The sequence below is a fragment of the Streptomyces sp. NPDC048269 genome, from assembly GCF_040652395.1.
Taxonomy (GTDB): Bacteria; Actinomycetota; Actinomycetes; order Streptomycetales; family Streptomycetaceae; genus Streptomyces.
In genome coordinates, this window is record NZ_JBEZLW010000016.1 from 91,385 (window position 1) to 106,951 (window position 15,567).

14 protein-coding genes and 1 tRNA gene are annotated in these 15,567 nt (G+C 70.4%); 10 read left to right on the top strand and 5 right to left on the bottom strand.

The window, feature by feature from the left end:
• Positions 1-4 precede the first annotated feature (4 nt).
• The gene (locus AB0D48_RS19735; RefSeq protein WP_362398057.1) at positions 5-1,282 is read right to left on the bottom strand and encodes a histidine kinase; all 1,278 of its coding nucleotides are present in this window, start codon (positions 1,280-1,282) and stop codon (positions 5-7) included.
• 131 nt (positions 1,283-1,413) lie between these two features.
• Here AB0D48_RS19735 and AB0D48_RS19740 point away from each other — a divergent pair, with 131 nt between their 5' ends.
• The 7 genes from AB0D48_RS19740 to AB0D48_RS19770 all read left to right on the top strand — a co-directional run bounded on the left by AB0D48_RS19740 (position 1,414) and on the right by AB0D48_RS19770 (position 7,421).
• The gene (locus AB0D48_RS19740) at positions 1,414-2,319 is read left to right on the top strand and encodes a hypothetical protein (protein ID WP_362398060.1); all 906 of its coding nucleotides are present in this window, start codon (positions 1,414-1,416) and stop codon (positions 2,317-2,319) included.
• 7 nt (positions 2,320-2,326) lie between these two features.
• A tRNA-Gln gene (locus AB0D48_RS19745) sits at positions 2,327-2,397 on the top strand.
• Between the two features lie 108 nt (positions 2,398-2,505).
• Positions 2,506-3,951 carry a bifunctional UDP-N-acetylglucosamine diphosphorylase/glucosamine-1-phosphate N-acetyltransferase GlmU gene (gene glmU, locus AB0D48_RS19750; protein ID WP_362398062.1) on the top strand — a complete coding sequence of 482 codons (1,446 nt, stop codon included), beginning with the start codon at positions 2,506-2,508 and terminating at the stop codon, positions 3,949-3,951.
• 134 nt (positions 3,952-4,085) lie between these two features.
• Positions 4,086-5,063 carry a ribose-phosphate diphosphokinase gene (locus AB0D48_RS19755; RefSeq protein ID WP_030716976.1) on the top strand — a complete coding sequence of 326 codons (978 nt, stop codon included), beginning with the start codon at positions 4,086-4,088 and terminating at the stop codon, positions 5,061-5,063.
• Positions 5,064-5,243: 180 nt separating this feature from the next.
• On the top strand, positions 5,244-5,828 hold the full coding sequence (locus AB0D48_RS19760) for a 50S ribosomal protein L25/general stress protein Ctc (protein ID WP_362398065.1): 585 nt from the start codon (positions 5,244-5,246) through the stop codon (positions 5,826-5,828).
• A gap of 106 nt (positions 5,829-5,934) precedes the next feature.
• Positions 5,935-6,525, top strand: a complete 591-nt coding sequence (gene pth, locus AB0D48_RS19765) for an aminoacyl-tRNA hydrolase (protein WP_362398068.1) — start codon at positions 5,935-5,937, stop codon at positions 6,523-6,525.
• Positions 6,526-6,698: 173 nt separating this feature from the next.
• On the top strand, positions 6,699-7,421 hold the full coding sequence (locus AB0D48_RS19770) for an LPXTG cell wall anchor domain-containing protein (RefSeq protein ID WP_362398071.1): 723 nt from the start codon (positions 6,699-6,701) through the stop codon (positions 7,419-7,421).
• Positions 7,422-7,505: 84 nt separating this feature from the next.
• On the opposite strand, the gene ppc is transcribed toward AB0D48_RS19770, so the two are convergent.
• Entirely contained in the window at positions 7,506-10,268 is a 2,763-nt protein-coding gene (gene ppc / locus AB0D48_RS19775; RefSeq protein ID WP_362398074.1) for a phosphoenolpyruvate carboxylase, read from the bottom strand.
• A gap of 408 nt (positions 10,269-10,676) precedes the next feature.
• Here ppc and AB0D48_RS19780 point away from each other — a divergent pair, with 408 nt between their 5' ends.
• A complete protein-coding gene (locus AB0D48_RS19780; protein WP_362398077.1) occupies positions 10,677-11,666 on the top strand; it encodes an acyl-CoA desaturase in 990 nt (329 codons plus the stop codon).
• A complete protein-coding gene (locus AB0D48_RS19785) occupies positions 11,666-12,337 on the top strand; it encodes a TetR/AcrR family transcriptional regulator (RefSeq protein ID WP_257559415.1) in 672 nt (223 codons plus the stop codon). Before AB0D48_RS19780 ends, AB0D48_RS19785 begins: the two co-directional genes overlap by 1 nt.
• 106 nt (positions 12,338-12,443) lie before the next feature.
• Here the strand turns inward: AB0D48_RS19785 and AB0D48_RS19790 are convergent, their stop codons facing one another.
• Together AB0D48_RS19790 and AB0D48_RS19795 are read right to left on the bottom strand one after the other, a co-directional pair.
• The gene (locus AB0D48_RS19790; protein WP_362398080.1) at positions 12,444-12,866 is read right to left on the bottom strand and encodes a VOC family protein; all 423 of its coding nucleotides are present in this window, start codon (positions 12,864-12,866) and stop codon (positions 12,444-12,446) included.
• 2 nt (positions 12,867-12,868) lie between these two features.
• Positions 12,869-13,726 carry a trans-aconitate 2-methyltransferase gene (locus tag AB0D48_RS19795; protein ID WP_362398082.1) on the bottom strand — a complete coding sequence of 286 codons (858 nt, stop codon included), beginning with the start codon at positions 13,724-13,726 and terminating at the stop codon, positions 12,869-12,871.
• A gap of 160 nt (positions 13,727-13,886) precedes the next feature.
• Between AB0D48_RS19795 and AB0D48_RS19800 the strand changes: the two genes are divergently transcribed.
• Positions 13,887-14,384, top strand: coding sequence for a MarR family transcriptional regulator (locus AB0D48_RS19800; protein ID WP_362398085.1), 498 nt, complete (start codon positions 13,887-13,889; stop codon positions 14,382-14,384).
• Here AB0D48_RS19800 and AB0D48_RS19805 read toward each other — a convergent pair.
• On the bottom strand, positions 14,343-15,134 hold the full coding sequence (locus tag AB0D48_RS19805; RefSeq protein WP_362398088.1) for a response regulator transcription factor: 792 nt from the start codon (positions 15,132-15,134) through the stop codon (positions 14,343-14,345). The two genes, AB0D48_RS19800 and AB0D48_RS19805, sit on opposite strands and share 42 nt — an antisense overlap.
• Between the last annotated feature and the right edge of the window lie 433 nt (positions 15,135-15,567).

Below are 15,567 nucleotides of genomic sequence, written 5' to 3' on the forward strand. Positions count from 1 at the left end.
AGGCCTAGGAACAGCGGCCCGGCAACACCGCCGACACCTTGAAACCACCCGCGTCCGTCGGACCCGACACGAAAACCCCGCCCAGACCGAGCACACGCTCCCGCATCCCGACCAGCCCGTTGCCCCCACTGGGCAGACCCGGCTCCGCCACCCCCCCGCCACAGGGCCCGTTCTCCACCTGCATCGCCACCTCCCCGTCCCGATGCGCCAGCCGTACCGTCACCCGCGCCCCGGGAGCATGCTTGTGGCAGTTGGTGAGCGCCTCCTGCACCACGCGGTACGCCGTCTGCTCCACCTCCGCCGCGTACGCCACCCCCTCGCCCTGCACCACCATCTCCACAGCCATCCCGGCCGCCCGCGACTGCCCGACCAGAACCTCCAGCTCACCGAGCGAGGGCCCGTCCTCGAAACTCCCCACGAACGCGACCGGCACAGCCGCCACCGCCGCCACCGCCGACCGCACCGGCTTCTCGGCCGCCCGCAGCACCCCCAGCATCTCCCGCAACTCCGTCAACGCCTGCCGGCCCATGTCCCCCACCAGCGCCGCGTTCTTCGCGGCCCGCGCCGGATCCTTGGCCGCGATCGCCTCCAGCGCCGCCGCGTGCACCACCATCAACGACACCCGGTGCGCCACGACGTCGTGCATCTCCCGCGCGATCCGGGTCCGCTCCTCCGTCCGGGCCCACTCCGCCCGCTCCTCAGCCCGGTCCGCCAACAGCGACAACTCCCGCTCCAGCGAGTCCGCCCGCTCCTGCAGGCTCTCCATCAGCCGCCGCCGCGCCCCGATGTACAGCCCGAACAGCACCGGCGGCACGGTCAGCGCCACCGCCACGAACCCGGACAGCGCGACCACGAGCAGACTGTCGGCCTCGACATCACCCCTGGTCCGCAGGTACATCACCACGAAGGTCGCGGCCAGCGACATCGAGGCCAGCGTGGCGATGATCCGCCGGGGCACCTCGGACGAGGCCAGCGTGTACAGCCCCACCACGCCTAGCAGGAACCCCATCGCGGCGGGCGCCACCGCGATCCCCACCAGCACCACGGCGACCGGCCACCGCCGCCGCAGCACGAGCGTGGCCCCCACCACCACCCCGAACAGCACCCCGAACAGCACCCCTAGCGCCGTCGGCAGCCCCGCCTCGTGGGCGAACGGCACGCCCTCCCACGCGCACTCGGCGGCGGAAACCACGCCGAGCACCACATCCGTCATGGCATCCCGCCGCCGCCCCCACCACAATGGCGGCCCAGCGCGGCCTTCCACTTCCCCCGTACTGGTCATGCGGTCCAGCGTACGCAGCGCCCCCAGCACACGGCCGAACGAAAATCCCGAGAACCGCAAGTAATCGCACGTACGACGGAAACGTCCGCCCATCGAGACCTGAATCCCACATTCCGGACGACATTGGCGACATGACCGAAATCCGACGTCGCCCCGGCGACGGCACCGGCGGCCTCCGCACCGGAACCGCGACCTTCGAATCCCTCCGCGAGCAGGCCGTCGCCCTCCGCCGGGAGGGCCTGAGCCGCCGGGACATCCGCGACCGCCTGGCCGTCCACAACAACGACATCCTCAACCGCCTCCTGGAGGGCGAACCGCCGCCCGAGTGGACGAAGCGCCCGAACGCGAAGGACGACCTCCGCGCCCGCGCCCGCGAACTCCGCCTCCAGGGCATGACCTACGACCAGATCCAGGTCGAGCTCGGCTGCTCGAAGAGCTCGATCTCCCTGTGGGTCCGCGACCTCCCGAAACCGGACCGCCGTCGCACCACCGAAGAAGCGTCCGCCATCGCCAAGCGCGGATGGGAACGCACTCTTGACCTGCGCGAGAAGGACCGGCGGGAGACCAAGCAGATCGCGAGGGATGCGATCGGCGCCATGACCGAGCGGGAGCTGTTCCTCCTGGGGGTCGGCCTTTATTGGGCCGAAGGGGGGAAGGACAAGCCGTACGCCCGCCGCGAGAAGGTGCAGTTCGTCAACAGCGACCCCGACATGATCTTTACGTTCCTCGCGTGGCTGGGGCTACTGGGCATCGAACCCGAGCATCTCTGCTACAGCGTGATGATCCACGAGAATGCGAACGTCACGGCCGCGGAGCAGTTCTGGGCGAACCTGGTGGGCGTTGACGTAAACCGGCTCCAGAAGACGACACTCAAGCGGCACAACCCGAAGACGAGCCGGAAGAACACCGGGGCCGACTACCACGGTTGCCTCGCCGTACGCGTGCGACAAGGCGCCGATCTCTACCGTCGCATCGAAGGCTGGTGGTGCGGCATAGTAGGGGCTGCATCGCACTTCGATCCGAGAAATCGGACATAGCGGTCCATCCCGGGTCGTCTAAGGGCAAGACGTCAGATTTTGGTTCTGATCATGGGGGTTCGAGTCCTCCCCCGGGAGCACGGCATGTTCGGGTCCTGACCTGCCAGTCAGGACCCGGCCTCGTTTCCGGCCCGTGGCCCCCCGGTATCCTTCACGGGTCCACCCCCGAAGCCGAAGGGCATCCCCGTGAGCGCCAACCGCCCGGCAGCCGTCGTCGTACTCGCAGCGGGTGAAGGCACCCGCATGAAGTCGGCCACTCCCAAGGTCCTGCACGAGATCTGCGGGCGCTCGCTCGTCGGTCACGTCGTCGCCGCCTCCCGTGAGCTGGACCCCGCGCACCTCGTCGTGGTCGTCGGGCACGCCCGGGAGCAGGTCACCGCGCACCTCGGCGCGATCGACGCCGGCGTCCGCACGGCCGTCCAGTACGAGCAGAACGGGACCGGGCACGCCGTCCGGATGGCCCTCGAAGAGCTCGGCGGGGTCGTCGACGGCACCGTGATCGTCGTCTGTGGCGACACCCCGCTGCTGACCGGCGAGACCCTCAGGCAGCTCGCGGCGACCCACGAGGCCGACGGCAACGCCGTCACCGTGCTCACCGCCGAGGTGCCGGACTCCACGGGCTACGGGCGGATCGTCCGGGACGCCGGCGGCGCCGTGACCGCCATCGTCGAGCACAAGGACGCCACCGCCGCCCAGCGTGCGATCCGCGAGATCAACTCCGGCGTGTTCGCCTTCGACGGCGCCCTGCTCGCCGACGCGCTCGGCAAGGTGCGCACCGACAACAGCCAGGGCGAGGAGTACCTCACCGATGTGCTGGGGATCCTCCGCGAGGCCGGTCACCGCGTCGGTGCGGCCGTCGGCAGCGATCACCGTCAGATCCTCGGGATCAACAACCGGGTGCAGCTCGCCGAGGCCCGCGCCCTGCTGAACGCGCGGCTGCTGGAGCAGGCCATGCTCGCGGGTGTGACGGTCGTCGACCCCGCCAGCACGTTCGTGGACGTCACCGTGACCTTCGGGCAGGACGCCCTGGTCCACCCGGGGACGCAGCTCCTCGGCGCCACCCACATCGCCGAGGGGGCCGAGGTCGGCCCGCACACGCGGCTGAAGGACACCCAGGTGGGCCGGGGGGCGCGCGTGGACAACACGGTGGCCGACGGCGCCGTCATCGGCGAGCTGGCCTCGGTGGGGCCGTTCGCGTACCTGCGTCCCGGGACGAGCCTCGGTTCGAAGGCCAAGGCCGGCACGTACGTGGAGATGAAGAACGCGACGATCGGCGAGGGCACCAAGGTGCCGCACCTGTCGTACGTGGGTGACGCGACGATCGGCGAGTACACCAACATCGGCGCGGCGAGCGTCTTCGTGAACTACGACGGTGAGCACAAGCACCACACCACTGTCGGCTCGCACTGCAAGACGGGCTCGGACAACATGTTTGTGGCGCCGGTCACCATCGGGGACGGTGCCTACACGGCTGCCGGGTCCGTGATCACGAAGGACGTACCGCCCGGTGCGCTGGCCGTGGCCCGTGGCCAGCAGCGGAATATCGAGGGCTGGGTGGCCCGCAAGCGTCCGGGAAGCGCTGCCGCGACGGCGGCTCAGTCGGCGGTCCAGGTGGACTCCGACGGCCGTTGAGGTGAACTGACCGGAAACGGGTACGCCAGGGACGGCGTACCGTGATAGGTGCACGCAATTCGGCTGGCTCACCGTGTGCGGGACGGACGCACATGGGGGCGAGCAGCTTTCAACACGTCTGAGGAGACAGTGCTGTGACCGGGATCAAGACGACCGGCGAGAAGAAGCTGATGCTCTTCTCCGGCCGCGCCCACCCCGAGCTGGCCGAGGAGGTCGCGCACCAGCTGGGAGTCGGCCTCGTGCCGACCAAGGCTTTCGACTTCGCGAACGGTGAGATCTACGTCCGCTTCCAGGAGTCGGCTCGTGGCGCGGACTGCTTCCTGATCCAGAGCCACACGGCTCCGATCAACAAGTGGATCATGGAGCAGCTGATCATGATCGACGCGCTGAAGCGCGCGTCGGCACGCTCCATCACCGTGATCGTCCCGTCCTACGGGTACGCCCGCCAGGACAAGAAGCACAAGGGCCGCGAGCCGATCTCGGCGCGTCTGGTCGCCGACCTGCTGAAGACTGCGGGTGCGGACCGCATCCTCACGGTCGACCTGCACACGGACCAGATCCAGGGCTTCTTCGACGGCCCGGTGGACCACCTGTCGGCCCTGAACGTCCTCGCGGACTACGTGGGCGCCAAGGTGGACCGCACCAAGCTGACGATCGTCTCCCCGGACGCCGGCCGCGTGCGCGTGGCCGACCGCTGGTGCGATCGTCTGGACGCGCCGCTGGCGATCGTGCACAAGCGCCGTGACAAGGACGTCGCCAATCAGGTGACCGTCCACGAGGTCGTCGGTGAGGTCAAGGGCCGTGTCTGCGTCCTGGTCGACGACATGATCGACACGGGTGGCACGATCTGTGCCGCGGCTGACGCGCTGTTCGCGCACGGCGCGGAGGACGTCATCGTGACGGCCACGCACGGCATCCTGTCGGGGCCGGCGGCGGACCGTCTGAAGAACTCCAAGGTCAGCGAGTTCGTCTTCACGAACACCCTGCCGGACCCGTCCGACCTGGAGCTCGACAAGATCACGGTGCTGTCGATCGCCCCGATGATCGCGCGCGCGGTGCGCGAGGTCTTCGAGGACGGCTCGGTCACCAGCCTGTTCGAAGAGCAGCAGTAACCGCTCCGCGGTAGATCCTTTTGGTGCGGCCTCCCCCGCCGGGTACACTCCATGAGTTGCTCGGCGAGGGAGGCCGTACCTGTTTCCGGTACGGATGCTCCGTTATCGACGCGCTCTTCGTAGCAGGCCGTTTCGGCCGGGTGACTTCCGTCCATTTCCGTCACCCCACGAGGAGTGAGCATGTCCGAGATCAAGCTTGCCGCCCAGTCCCGCACCGACTTCGGCAAGGGTGCTGCCCGTCAGGCCCGTCGTGACGCCCTGACCCCCGCCGTCATCTACGGCCACGGCACCGACCCGAAGCACGTCAACGTCGACGCCCACGCCCTTCAGCTGGCGCTGCGCACCCCGAACGTCCTGATCTCCCTGGACATCAAGGACGGCGGCACCGAGCTGGTCATCCCGAAGGCCGTGCAGAAGCACCCGCTGAAGCGCTCGATCTCCCACGTCGACTTCCTGATCGTCAAGAAGGGCGAGAAGGTCACCGTCGACGTCGCGATCGTCACCGAGGGCGAGCTGGCCGCCGGCGGCAACATGCTGGAGACCCTCCAGAACACCGTTTCCGTCGAGGCCGAGGCCACCCACATCCCGACCGAGGTCACCGTCTCGATCGAGGGCCTGGAGGCCGGTGCCACCATTCACGCCAAGGACCTGGTCCTGCCGTCCGGCACCACGCTGGCCGTCGACGGTGACATCGCCGTCCTGCAGGTCGTCGCCCCGCAGGCCGAGGAGCCGGCCGCCGAGGCCGCCGAGGGCACCGAGGCCTGAGCCTCACCCTCTCCCCTCAGCAGTTGCTGAGCGACCGCCGTCCGGCTCCACTGGAGCGGGACGGCGGTCGTCTTCGTTCAGGACCTCAGGACCTAAGGAGCTTTTGATGTCGGACGACGCGGCGCCCTGGCTGATCGTCGGCCTCGGGAATCCGGGCCCCGAGTACGCGGGCAACCGCCACAACATCGGTTTCATGGTGGCCGACCTCCTCGCGGAGCGGATCCGCGGGAAGTTCAAGGCGCACAAGGCCCGGGCCCAGGTGGTCGAGGGCCGTATCGGCGCGCCGGGGCCGGCGAACCGCCGGGTGGTGCTGGCGAAGCCGATGACGTACATGAACCTGTCGGGGGGGCCGGTGACGGCCCTGCGCGACTTCTACAAGGTGCCGGTGGAGCGGATCGTCGCGATCCACGACGAGCTGGACATCGACTACCCGACGCTGCGTCTGAAGCTGGGTGGCGGGGACAACGGTCACAACGGTCTGAAGTCGATGACGAAGTCGATGGGTCCGGACTACCACCGGGTGCGCTGCGGGATCGGCCGGCCGCCGGGGCGGATGCAGGTCGCGGACTTCGTGCTGAAGGACTTCTCCTCCACGGAGCGCAAGGAGCTGGACTGGTTCGTGGACCGGGCGGCCGACGCGGTGGAGTGCCTGATCCAGGAGGGGCTGGAGCGCGCGCAGTCGGCGTACAACTCCTGAGCGGTCGGTCTCGTACGCGGATCGTTACTTCGGACAAACGATGCGCGGCGGGCCATGCCCGGACGAAGACTGTCGGATGCCTCTTGACCGGGCCGGGTGGCTCTCAGCATGCTGAGCCGCCGCCCCCCAACCGGCCCATTCCTCCCAGCGTCATCAGAGGTACCACCATGCCCATGAACAGACTCCGTTGGGCAACGACCGCCCTTCCGGTCGCGGCATCCCTCGTCCTCGCGGCGGGTGCCGCCCCCGCCTTCGCGACGGACTCGTACACGATTCCGGTGCACCAGGCCCTCCCCCTCACCGCCACGTCGCAGGGTGTCGAGAACGAGGCCAAGTGTGCGGACATCCCGTCCTCCCAGGACGGCTGGCACTTCGTGCTGCCGGGCAACTCCACCACCTTCAAGAAGCTGACGGTGACGTTCGAGCCGGGCGGCCAGAAGGTCGTGACCGTGTTCGGCCCGCCGTCGGACAAGCACGCGTACGTGGCCTCCGAGCCGGGTGCCAAGCTGACGGCCGCCTCCGCCGAGGTCGAGGGCGGTTCGGTGCAGTGGTTCAACCTGTCGCACACGTGCCCGGCTTCGGTGACGCCGAGCGGGACCCCTTCGCGGACGCCTTCGAAGACTCCGTCCGGTACGCCGTCGAGCACGGCCTCGGGTACGCCGTCGAAGACGCCGTCGCAGTCGGTCTCGCCCTCGGGGTCGGTGACTCCGGGTCAGAGCGCCGGCGGTACGCCGTCGGGTGCGCCGAGCGCCACGGCGAGTTCTCCGGCTCCGGTCACCGGCGACCTGGCCCACACCGGGTCGAGCCTGCCGGTCGCCCTGGTCTCGGCGCTGGCCGTCGCGCTGGTCGCTGCCGGTGGGGTGCTGGTGGTCCGCCGCCGTCGCGCTCAGCAGTAGCCGTACCCGGGTAGCCCGTACGGGGAAGCCCCCGCACCGTCGGTCGGTGCGGGGGCTTCGCCGTGTCTGCGGGCGGTGGCGGATTCAGCCGGTGTTGCGCAGGCCCGCGGCGACGCCGTTGACGGTGAGCAGCAGGGCGCGGGCGAGCAGCGGGTCCGGTTCCTCGCCGCGGGCGGCTGCGGCGCGCTGGCGGGCGAGCAGGGACACCTGGAGGTAGGAGATGGGGTCCAGGTAGGCGTCGCGTACGGCGAAGGTCTGCTGGAGCACCGGGTGGGAGTCCAGGAGTTCCTCGCCGCCGGTGATGCGCAGGACCTCGCGGACGGTGAGCTCGTGTTCGGCCTCGATGCGGGTGAAGACGTGCTTGAGGTGGTCGGGTACGAGGGTGTCGACGTAGTGGCGGGCGATCCGCAGGTCGGTCTTGGCCAGGGTCATTTCGACGTTGGACAGGAAGTTGCGGAAGAAGTGCCAGCGTTCGCCCATTTCGGCGAGGACGTCTCCCTGGCCGGCTTCGCGCAGGGCCTTGAGGCCGGAGCCGACTCCGTACCAGCCGGGGACGATCTGGCGGGACTGGGTCCAGCCGAAGACCCACGGGATGGCGCGCAGGCCGTCGAGGCCGGCGCCGGAGTCGGGGCGGCGGGAGGGCCGGGAGCCGAGGTGGAGGTCGGCGAGCTGGTCGACGGGGGTCGCGGCGAAGAAGTAGGCGGGCAGGTCGGGGTCTTCGACGAGTGCGCGGTACGCGGCGTGCGCGGCGTCGGAGACGGTGTCCATGGCCGCGTCCCAGCGGGCGAGGGCCTCGTCGGACTGGCGGGGCGCGGTGTGCAGGGCGGAGGCCTGCAGGGTGGCCGCAACGGTCAGTTCGAGGTTTTCGCGGGCCAGGGAGGGGACGAGGTACTTGTCGGAGATGACCTCGCCCTGTTCGGTGACCTTGATCTCGCCTTCCAGGGTGCCCCAGGGCTGGGCGAGGATCGCGTCGTGCGAGGGGCCGCCGCCGCGGCCGACGGTGCCGCCGCGGCCGTGGAAGAGGCGCAGCCGGACGCCGTAGCGGTGGGCGACGTCGCGGAGCCGGCGCTGGGCGCGGTGGATCTCCCACTGGCTGGTGGTGATGCCGCCGAACTTGGAGGAGTCGGAGTAGCCGAGCATGACCTCCTGGACGTCTCCGCGCAGGGAGACCAGGCGGCGGTAGGAGGGGTCGGCGAGCATCTCGTCGAGGATGACGTCGGCGGCGCGCAGTTCGTCGGTGGTTTCCAGGAGCGGGACGATGCCGATCTTGGCCCAGCCGCCGTGGAGGTCGATGAGTCCGGCTTCGCGGGCGAGGACTGCGGCGGCGAAGACGTCGTCGGCTCCCTGGCACATCGAGATGATGTAGGACTCGATGACTTCGGGGCCGAACTTTTCGAAGGCGTCCTTGATGGCGAGGAAGACGCCGAGGGTCTTGTGTCCGGCGGCGTCGAGGGGGGCGGGGGTGGGGGCCAGCGGGCGGCGCGAGCGGAGTTCCTTGGCGAGGAGCTTGCCGCGGTAGTCGCGGGGCATGTCGGCGTAGCGCCAGGACTCCTCGCCGAGCCGGTCGAAGAGCTGGCCGAGCGCGTGGTGGTGGGCGTCGGCGTGTTCGCGTACGTCCATGGTGGCGAGCTGGAGGCCGAAGGCGGCGAGGGTGCGGATGGTGCGGTCCATGCGGCCGTCGGCGAAGAGTGCGCCGCGGTGTTCGCGCAGGGAGGTCTGGATGAGGGTGAGGTCGGTGAGCAGCTCGGCGGTGCCGAGGTAGTCGCGGCCTTCCTCGTGGGGGATGCCCTTGGCGAGGCGTTCGCGGGTGTTGAGGAGCTTTTGCCGGATGCAGGTGGCCTTGAGGCGGTACGGCTCTTCGGCGTTCAGCCGCTTGTAGCGCGGGCTGATCTCGGGGAGGCGTTCGAGGTCGGCCTGGAGGGAGGCGAGGAGTTCTTCGGTGGCGCCGGTGTAGCGGATGGAGTTGGACAGCAGCCCGCGCAGGAAGTCGATGAGTTCGAGGGCGTCGGTGATGCCGTGTTCGTGCTGGAGGATGAGCACGTCGCGGGTGACGTCGGGGGTGACGTTGGGGTTGCCGTCGCGGTCGCCGCCGATCCAGGTGCCGAAGGTCAGGGGGCGGGTGCCGGCGGGGAGCTCGATGCCGACGCGCTGGAGTTCGGCGGCGAGGTCTTCGAGTACGTCGCCGACGGCGCCTGCGTGGAGCTCGTCGAGGTAGTAGATGGCGTTGCGGGCCTCGTCGGCGGGCTCGGGGCGGACCACGCGCAGTTCGTCGGTCTGCCAGACGAGGTCGATGTTCTCGGCGAGGCGCAGGTCGTGGCGGCGGCGGTCGCCGGCGCCGGTGACGGGCTCTTCCAGCAGGGCAGCGATGCGGCGCAGCTTGTTGAGGACGCTGCGGCGGGCCGCCTCGGTGGGGTGCGCGGTGAAGACGGGGCGGACGTTGAGGTTCTTGACCGTCTCGCGCAGGTGCTCGGGGTCGGCGTCCTTGAGCATGTCGGCGGTGCGGGCGAGGAGCCCGCCTTCGGCGGCGCGGTGGGCGCGCAGTTCCTTGCCGCGGTGCACCTGCTCGGTGACGTTGGCGAGGTGGAAGTAGGTGGAGAAGGCGCGCACCAGCTTGGCGGCGGTCTCCAGGTCGGTGTCGCCGAGGAGGGCGGCGGCGGCCTCGCCGTCGGTGCGGGTGAGGGCGCGGACGCGTTCGACGAGGTCGAGGAGGTCCTGGCCCTCCTGGCGGACGAGGGTCTCCCCGAGGAGGTCGCCGAGCCGGCGGATGTCGGCCCGCAGTTCCGCGTTGGCGGTGGCGGCCGGGGTGACGGGGGCCTGGCCCTGGGGGGCCTGGTCAGCACTGCTCACAGGTGCGGCTCCTTGCAGTGTTCGAGCGCTACTGGGCGGTGGGCTGCCGGCCGTGCGCGGGGATGCCGCTCCCGGACTCTTCCGGGGGGATCTCCGTTCCTGGTGCGCAGCTCGGGCTGCCCGTGCGGACCGCGCTGTCCGACGGGACCAGGATAGGTGTCCGAGGCGCGTGCCTGGGCAAATGTCTCATCAGGCGGCTAGTGAACGGCTAGCGGCGCACGGTGCGGGGTCATCGGGCCGCCGTTGTCCGGTCGCCTCGTCGTCGCCCGTCCGCCCCGGCCGTGGTCCTGTTGCCCCGGCTCCGGGCTTTGCGATACTTACGATGCCGTAGGTTACGGGTCCGTAGGTCCGTGATCAGGCACCTGTCCGCTCCTCACCCCCACCCTCCTCACCCCTCAGGGGACACCCATGAACACCAGTCCCGATCTGGTCGAGGGCGCGTCCGCGTCCTCCGGCACGTCCACTCCGTCCACGCCGTCCGCGACGCTCGGCGGCGAGCAGAAGCGGTCCATCGAGCAGATCGCCCTCCTGCTGTTCATCACCGTTCCGTTCCTGGCGCTGCTGGCGGCGATTCCGCTGGCCTGGGGCTGGGGGGTGAGCTGGCTGGACCTCGGTTTGATGGTCTTCATGTATTTCCTGGCCTGCCACGGGATCACCATCGGCTTCCACCGCTATTTCACGCACGGTTCCTTCAAGGCGAAGCGGCCGCTGCGGATCGCCCTCGCGGTGGTGGGTTCGATGGCGGTGGAGGGCCCGCTGGTGCGCTGGGTGGCGGACCACCGCAAGCACCACAAGTTCTCGGATCACGAGGGTGACCCGCATTCGCCGTGGCGGTTCGGCGAGACGCTGCCGGCGCTGCTGAAGGGTCTGTGGTGGGCGCACATCGGCTGGCTCTTCGACGAGGAGCAGACCGATCAGCAGAAGTACGCCCCCGACCTGATCAAGGATCCGGCGATCCGGCGCGTCTCGCGTGACTTCGTCTTCTGGACGATGGTGTCGCTGGCGATCCCGCCGCTGGTGGGCGGTCTGGTGACGATGTCCTGGTGGGGGGCGTTCACGGCGTTCTTCTGGGGCTCGCTGGTGCGGGTCTCGCTGCTGCACCACGTGACGTGGTCGATCAACTCGATCTGTCATGCGGTGGGCAAGCGGCCGTTCAAGTCCCGGGACCGTTCGGGCAACGTGTGGTGGCTGGCGGTGCTGTCGTGCGGGGAGTCCTGGCACAACCTGCACCACGCCGATCCGACCTCGGCCCGGCACGGGGTGCTGCGCGGCCAGATCGACTCCAGTGCGCGGCTGATCCGCTGGTTCGAGCAGCTGGGCTGGGCCACGGACGTGCGCTGGCCGTCGGCCGACCGCATCGACGCCCGGCGCAGGGAAAACGAGCCGAACGCGGCATGATGGGGGGTGTGGCGATCGACGGCGGTAATTCCAGCAGCGACAAGCCCAGGCGCGGCCGCCGGGTGAGGATGACGGGCGCGGAGCGGCGCCAGCAACTGCTGGACATCGGCCGGACCCTTTTCGCCGAGAAGGGCTTCGAAGGCACGTCGGTGGAGGAGATCGCGGCGAAGGCCGGGGTGTCCAAGCCGGTGGTGTACGAGCACTTCGGGGGCAAGGAGGGCCTGTACGCGGTCGTCGTGGACCGGGAGATGCGCCAGCTGCTGGACGGGGTGACGGGCGCGCTGACGGCCGGGCATCCGCGGGAGCTGCTGGAGCAGGCGGCGTTCGCGCTGCTGGACTACATCGAGTCCTATACGGACGGCTTCCGGATCCTCGTACGGGACTCCCCCGTGGCCCAGTCGACGGGCACGTTCGCCTCGCTGATCAGTGACATCGCCACGCAGGTGGAGGACATCCTGGGCCTGGAGTTCAAGGCCCGGGGCTTCGACCCGAAGCTGGCCCCGCTGTACGCGCAGGCGCTGGTGGGGATGGTGGCGCTGACCGGGCAGTGGTGGCTGGACGTCCGTCGCCCGAAGAAGGCGGAGGTGGCGGCGCATCTGGTGAATCTGGCCTGGCACGGGCTGGACGGGCTGGAGTCGAAGCCGCAGCTGGTGGGCCGCCGCAAGAGCTGAGCCCCGCACGCGTACGGTCCGTACGACGGCGCCCCGCCGCCGGAGATCCGGTGGCGGGGCGCCGTCGTGTGGTCCGTGTCAGCCGGCGCGTCTCAGCCTGTCGGCGTCAGCCGGTCGGTTCCGGGCTGTGCGGTTCCGGGCTGTGCGGATCCGGGCTGTGCGGATCCGGGCTGTGCGGCTCCAGGAATTCGAGCCGGTTGCCCACCGGGTCCTGCGAGTAGAAGCGGCGGTGGCCCGGCAGGTGCTCGTCCCAGACGACCTCGGCACCGCGCTCCTGCAGTCTGCTCGCGTACGCGACGATGCCGGTCACCCTCAGTCCCGGGTGGGCTTTGCGGGCGGGCCGGAAGTCCTCTTCGACACCGAGGTGCAGCTGCACCGGGCCGGCGGCGAACCAGCAGCCGCCCCGGGCGGCGAGGACGGGCGGTTTGGGGATCTCTTCCATGCCGAGTACGTCCGTGTAGAAGGCGCGGAGCCGGTCCTCCGACCCGGGTGGCGCGGCGAGTTGGACGTGGTCGACGGCGGTGAGCACGGTCAGGCCTCCTTGCGGGCGACGGCGAAGATCCTGCGGAACGGGAAGGCGGTGCCGCGCGGCCCGGGCGGGTAGGCCGCTCGCAGCCGGTCGCGGTACTCGGCGAGGAAGGCGTCCACGGCTTCGTGGTCTTCGCCGAGGGCGGTGAGGACGGGGCGCAGGGCGGTGCCCTTGACCCAGTCGAGCACCGGGTCGGGGCCTTGGAGCAGCTGGTGGTAAGTGGTTTCCCAGACGTCCACGGCGCAGCCGAGTTCGGTGAACCGGGCGAGGTATTCGGCGGGTTCGAGCAGATGGACGTAGCGGGCGCCGTGCCCGGCGAGGCGGGCCCGCCAGCGCGGGGTGTCGCAGAGCTCGGCGAGCAGGGCGTGGCTGGGCGCGGTGAAGTTGCCGGGAATCTGGAAGGCGAAGGTGCCGCCGGGGCGCAGGCCGTTGATCCAGGCGCCGAAGGAACCGGGGTGGCTGGGGACCCACTGGAGGGCGGCATTGGAAACGATCAGGTCGTAGGGCTCGTCGGGCAGCCAGGTGGCGAGGTCTCCGTGGCGGAAGTCGAGGCTGCCGCCGCCTGTGGTGGGGCCCGCGTATTCCGTGGTGGCGCGGTGGAGCATCTCCGGGGACAGGTCGAAGCCGGTGATGCGGGCCTCGGGCCAGCGTCCGGCGAGGAGGGCGGTGGCATTGCCGGGGCCGCAGCCGAGGTCGGCGATGCGGGCGGGCCGGGTGGGGAGTTCGGGTATGCGGGTCAGGAGGTCCAGGAAGGGGCGGGTGCGGTGGCCGGCGTGCCTGAGGTACTGCTGGGGATCCCAGGTGGGGGCGGAGGGGGCGGTGGCCGTGGGGATGCCGGCCTGTGCCCTGTCGGAATACATGTTCGAGCCTCCCTGCTGGCGGGTCGGTCGGAAGCGGAATCAGTTCCGGCCCCTCCATGCCCCATGGTCGCGCCATTTATATCTCGATGTCAAGATACTTGATCACGAGATACATGACGTGAAGAGACTTCATGTCGACAGACCCCTTACACTGATCGGCATGGAGGACGAGGTCGACCGACTTGTAGCGGCATGGCGGCGGGAGCGCCCTGACCTCGACGTGGAACCGCTCGAGGTGCTGAGCCGCGTCAGCAGGCTCGCGCGCCACCTCGACCGGGCGCGTCGGCTGGCCTTCTCCGAGCACGGCCTGGAGCCGTGGGAGTTCGACGTCCTGACCTCGCTGCGGCGCGCGGGCGCGCCCTACCAGCTCTCTCCGGGCCAGTTGCTGACGCAGACCCTGGTCACCTCCGGCACGATGACCAACCGCATCGACCGGCTCGCCAAGAAGGGCCTCGTCGAGCGGCTGCCCGACCCCAGCGACCGCCGCGGGGTCCTGGTGCGGCTGACGCCCGAGGGCCGGGACCGCGCCGACCAGGCCCTCGCCGGCCTGCTGGCCCAGGAACGGGCGATCCTGGCCCAGCTCTCGCGGAACCAGCGCGGCGATCTCGCCGCGCTGCTACGCCAGTTGACCGCTCCGTTCGACAACATCCCCGGCTAGGTCGGCGGGCCGCACGCCCGCCCGCCGGGCCAGCGCGACCGCGGCGAGGGTGGAGTGCACCCCCAGCTTGCCCAGCACGTTCTGCATGTGGGTGCGGACGGTGTGCGGGGACAGGAACAGCCGCGCCGCCACGTCCTTGCGGCCCAGCCCGGCCACCATGCAGCGCAGCACCTCGTGCTCGCGCGGGGTGAGCGACTCGACCAGCCGTTCGCTGTCCGTGCGGTGCTTGCGCGCCGCGGTCAGTTCGCGCAGGACACCGGTGAGCAGCGCGGGCGGCAGGTGGGTCTCCTCGCGCAGGACACCGCGGATGACGGCCAGCAGCCGCGAGAGCGAGCAGTCCTTCGCCACCCAGCCCGAGGCTCCCGCCTGCAGCGCGAGGGCCGCCCGGCGGGGGTCGTCGCGTTCGGCGAGGACGACCGTGCGCACGCCGGGGTGGGACACCCGTACCCCGGCGACCAGTGCGATCCCGTCCGACGCGGGCGGGGGCCCGGATCCGGCACCGGGCTCCCGCTGGCCGGGCACACCGCCCGGCACTCCGCCGACGGCCCCGGCGACGGCGCCGAGATCGGCGTCGACCAGCATGACGTCGAAGCGGCGGCCCTCGGCCGCCGCGCGTTCGAGACAGCGCAGCGCGGCGGGGCCGCTGCCGGCCGCGGACACGTCCACGTCCGGCTCGGCCGCGAGCGCGGCCGCGAGCGATTCGGCGAAGATGCGGTGATCGTCGACCACGAGAACCCGGATACGAGCCACAAAACCCCCAAGGGTCGGGGAACGGACGACGGCGGGTACGGCGCCCGGACCGGGTGATCCGCAGCCGCCGCGGCCGCCGCCGTGACATCTCTGCACTACCCCGGAGCGGACGTCGTACCCGACTTGTCTCGACCCCTGAATCAACACCGGCCCCCACCGGTGTCACGCATCAGCGTAGGGGGCGGGGGGCTCGCGGGTTGGCCGAATAGCAGAAGTTTTTCCCGCGATTTTCCGGGGCAGGCGTGCTGAACAGCCTTTCTGGTGGCTTGTTTTCACCGGCCCGATGGTCCGGATGACGGCCTCCGGACCGGTGTGTGCCACGGGCAGTTGCACGGTGCGCGTTTCACTCGGCGTGTGCACGCCGGGCGCCCGCGCAGAGCGCCCGACGCCAGCGCGTGGCGCAGATGCGCACGCCCCCCGTACCCGAGGGTCG

Bases quoted from the DNA above. Each gene is read 5' to 3' on its own strand.
- AB0D48_RS19735 (WP_362398057.1), bottom strand. From the start codon at position 1,282: ATGACCAGTACGGGGGAAGTGGAAGGCCGCGCTGGGCCGCCATTGTGG.
- AB0D48_RS19740 (WP_362398060.1), top strand. From the start codon at position 1,414: ATGACCGAAATCCGACGTCGCCCCGGCGACGGCACCGGCGGCCTCCGC.
- AB0D48_RS19760 (WP_362398065.1), top strand. From the start codon at position 5,244: ATGTCCGAGATCAAGCTTGCCGCCCAGTCCCGCACCGACTTCGGCAAG.
- pth (WP_362398068.1), top strand. From the start codon at position 5,935: ATGTCGGACGACGCGGCGCCCTGGCTGATCGTCGGCCTCGGGAATCCG.
- AB0D48_RS19770 (WP_362398071.1), top strand. From the start codon at position 6,699: ATGAACAGACTCCGTTGGGCAACGACCGCCCTTCCGGTCGCGGCATCC.
- AB0D48_RS19780 (WP_362398077.1), top strand. From the start codon at position 10,677: ATGAACACCAGTCCCGATCTGGTCGAGGGCGCGTCCGCGTCCTCCGGC.
- AB0D48_RS19785 (WP_257559415.1), top strand. From the start codon at position 11,666: ATGGGGGGTGTGGCGATCGACGGCGGTAATTCCAGCAGCGACAAGCCC.
- AB0D48_RS19795 (WP_362398082.1), bottom strand. From the start codon at position 13,726: ATGTATTCCGACAGGGCACAGGCCGGCATCCCCACGGCCACCGCCCCC.
- AB0D48_RS19800 (WP_362398085.1), top strand. From the start codon at position 13,887: ATGGAGGACGAGGTCGACCGACTTGTAGCGGCATGGCGGCGGGAGCGC.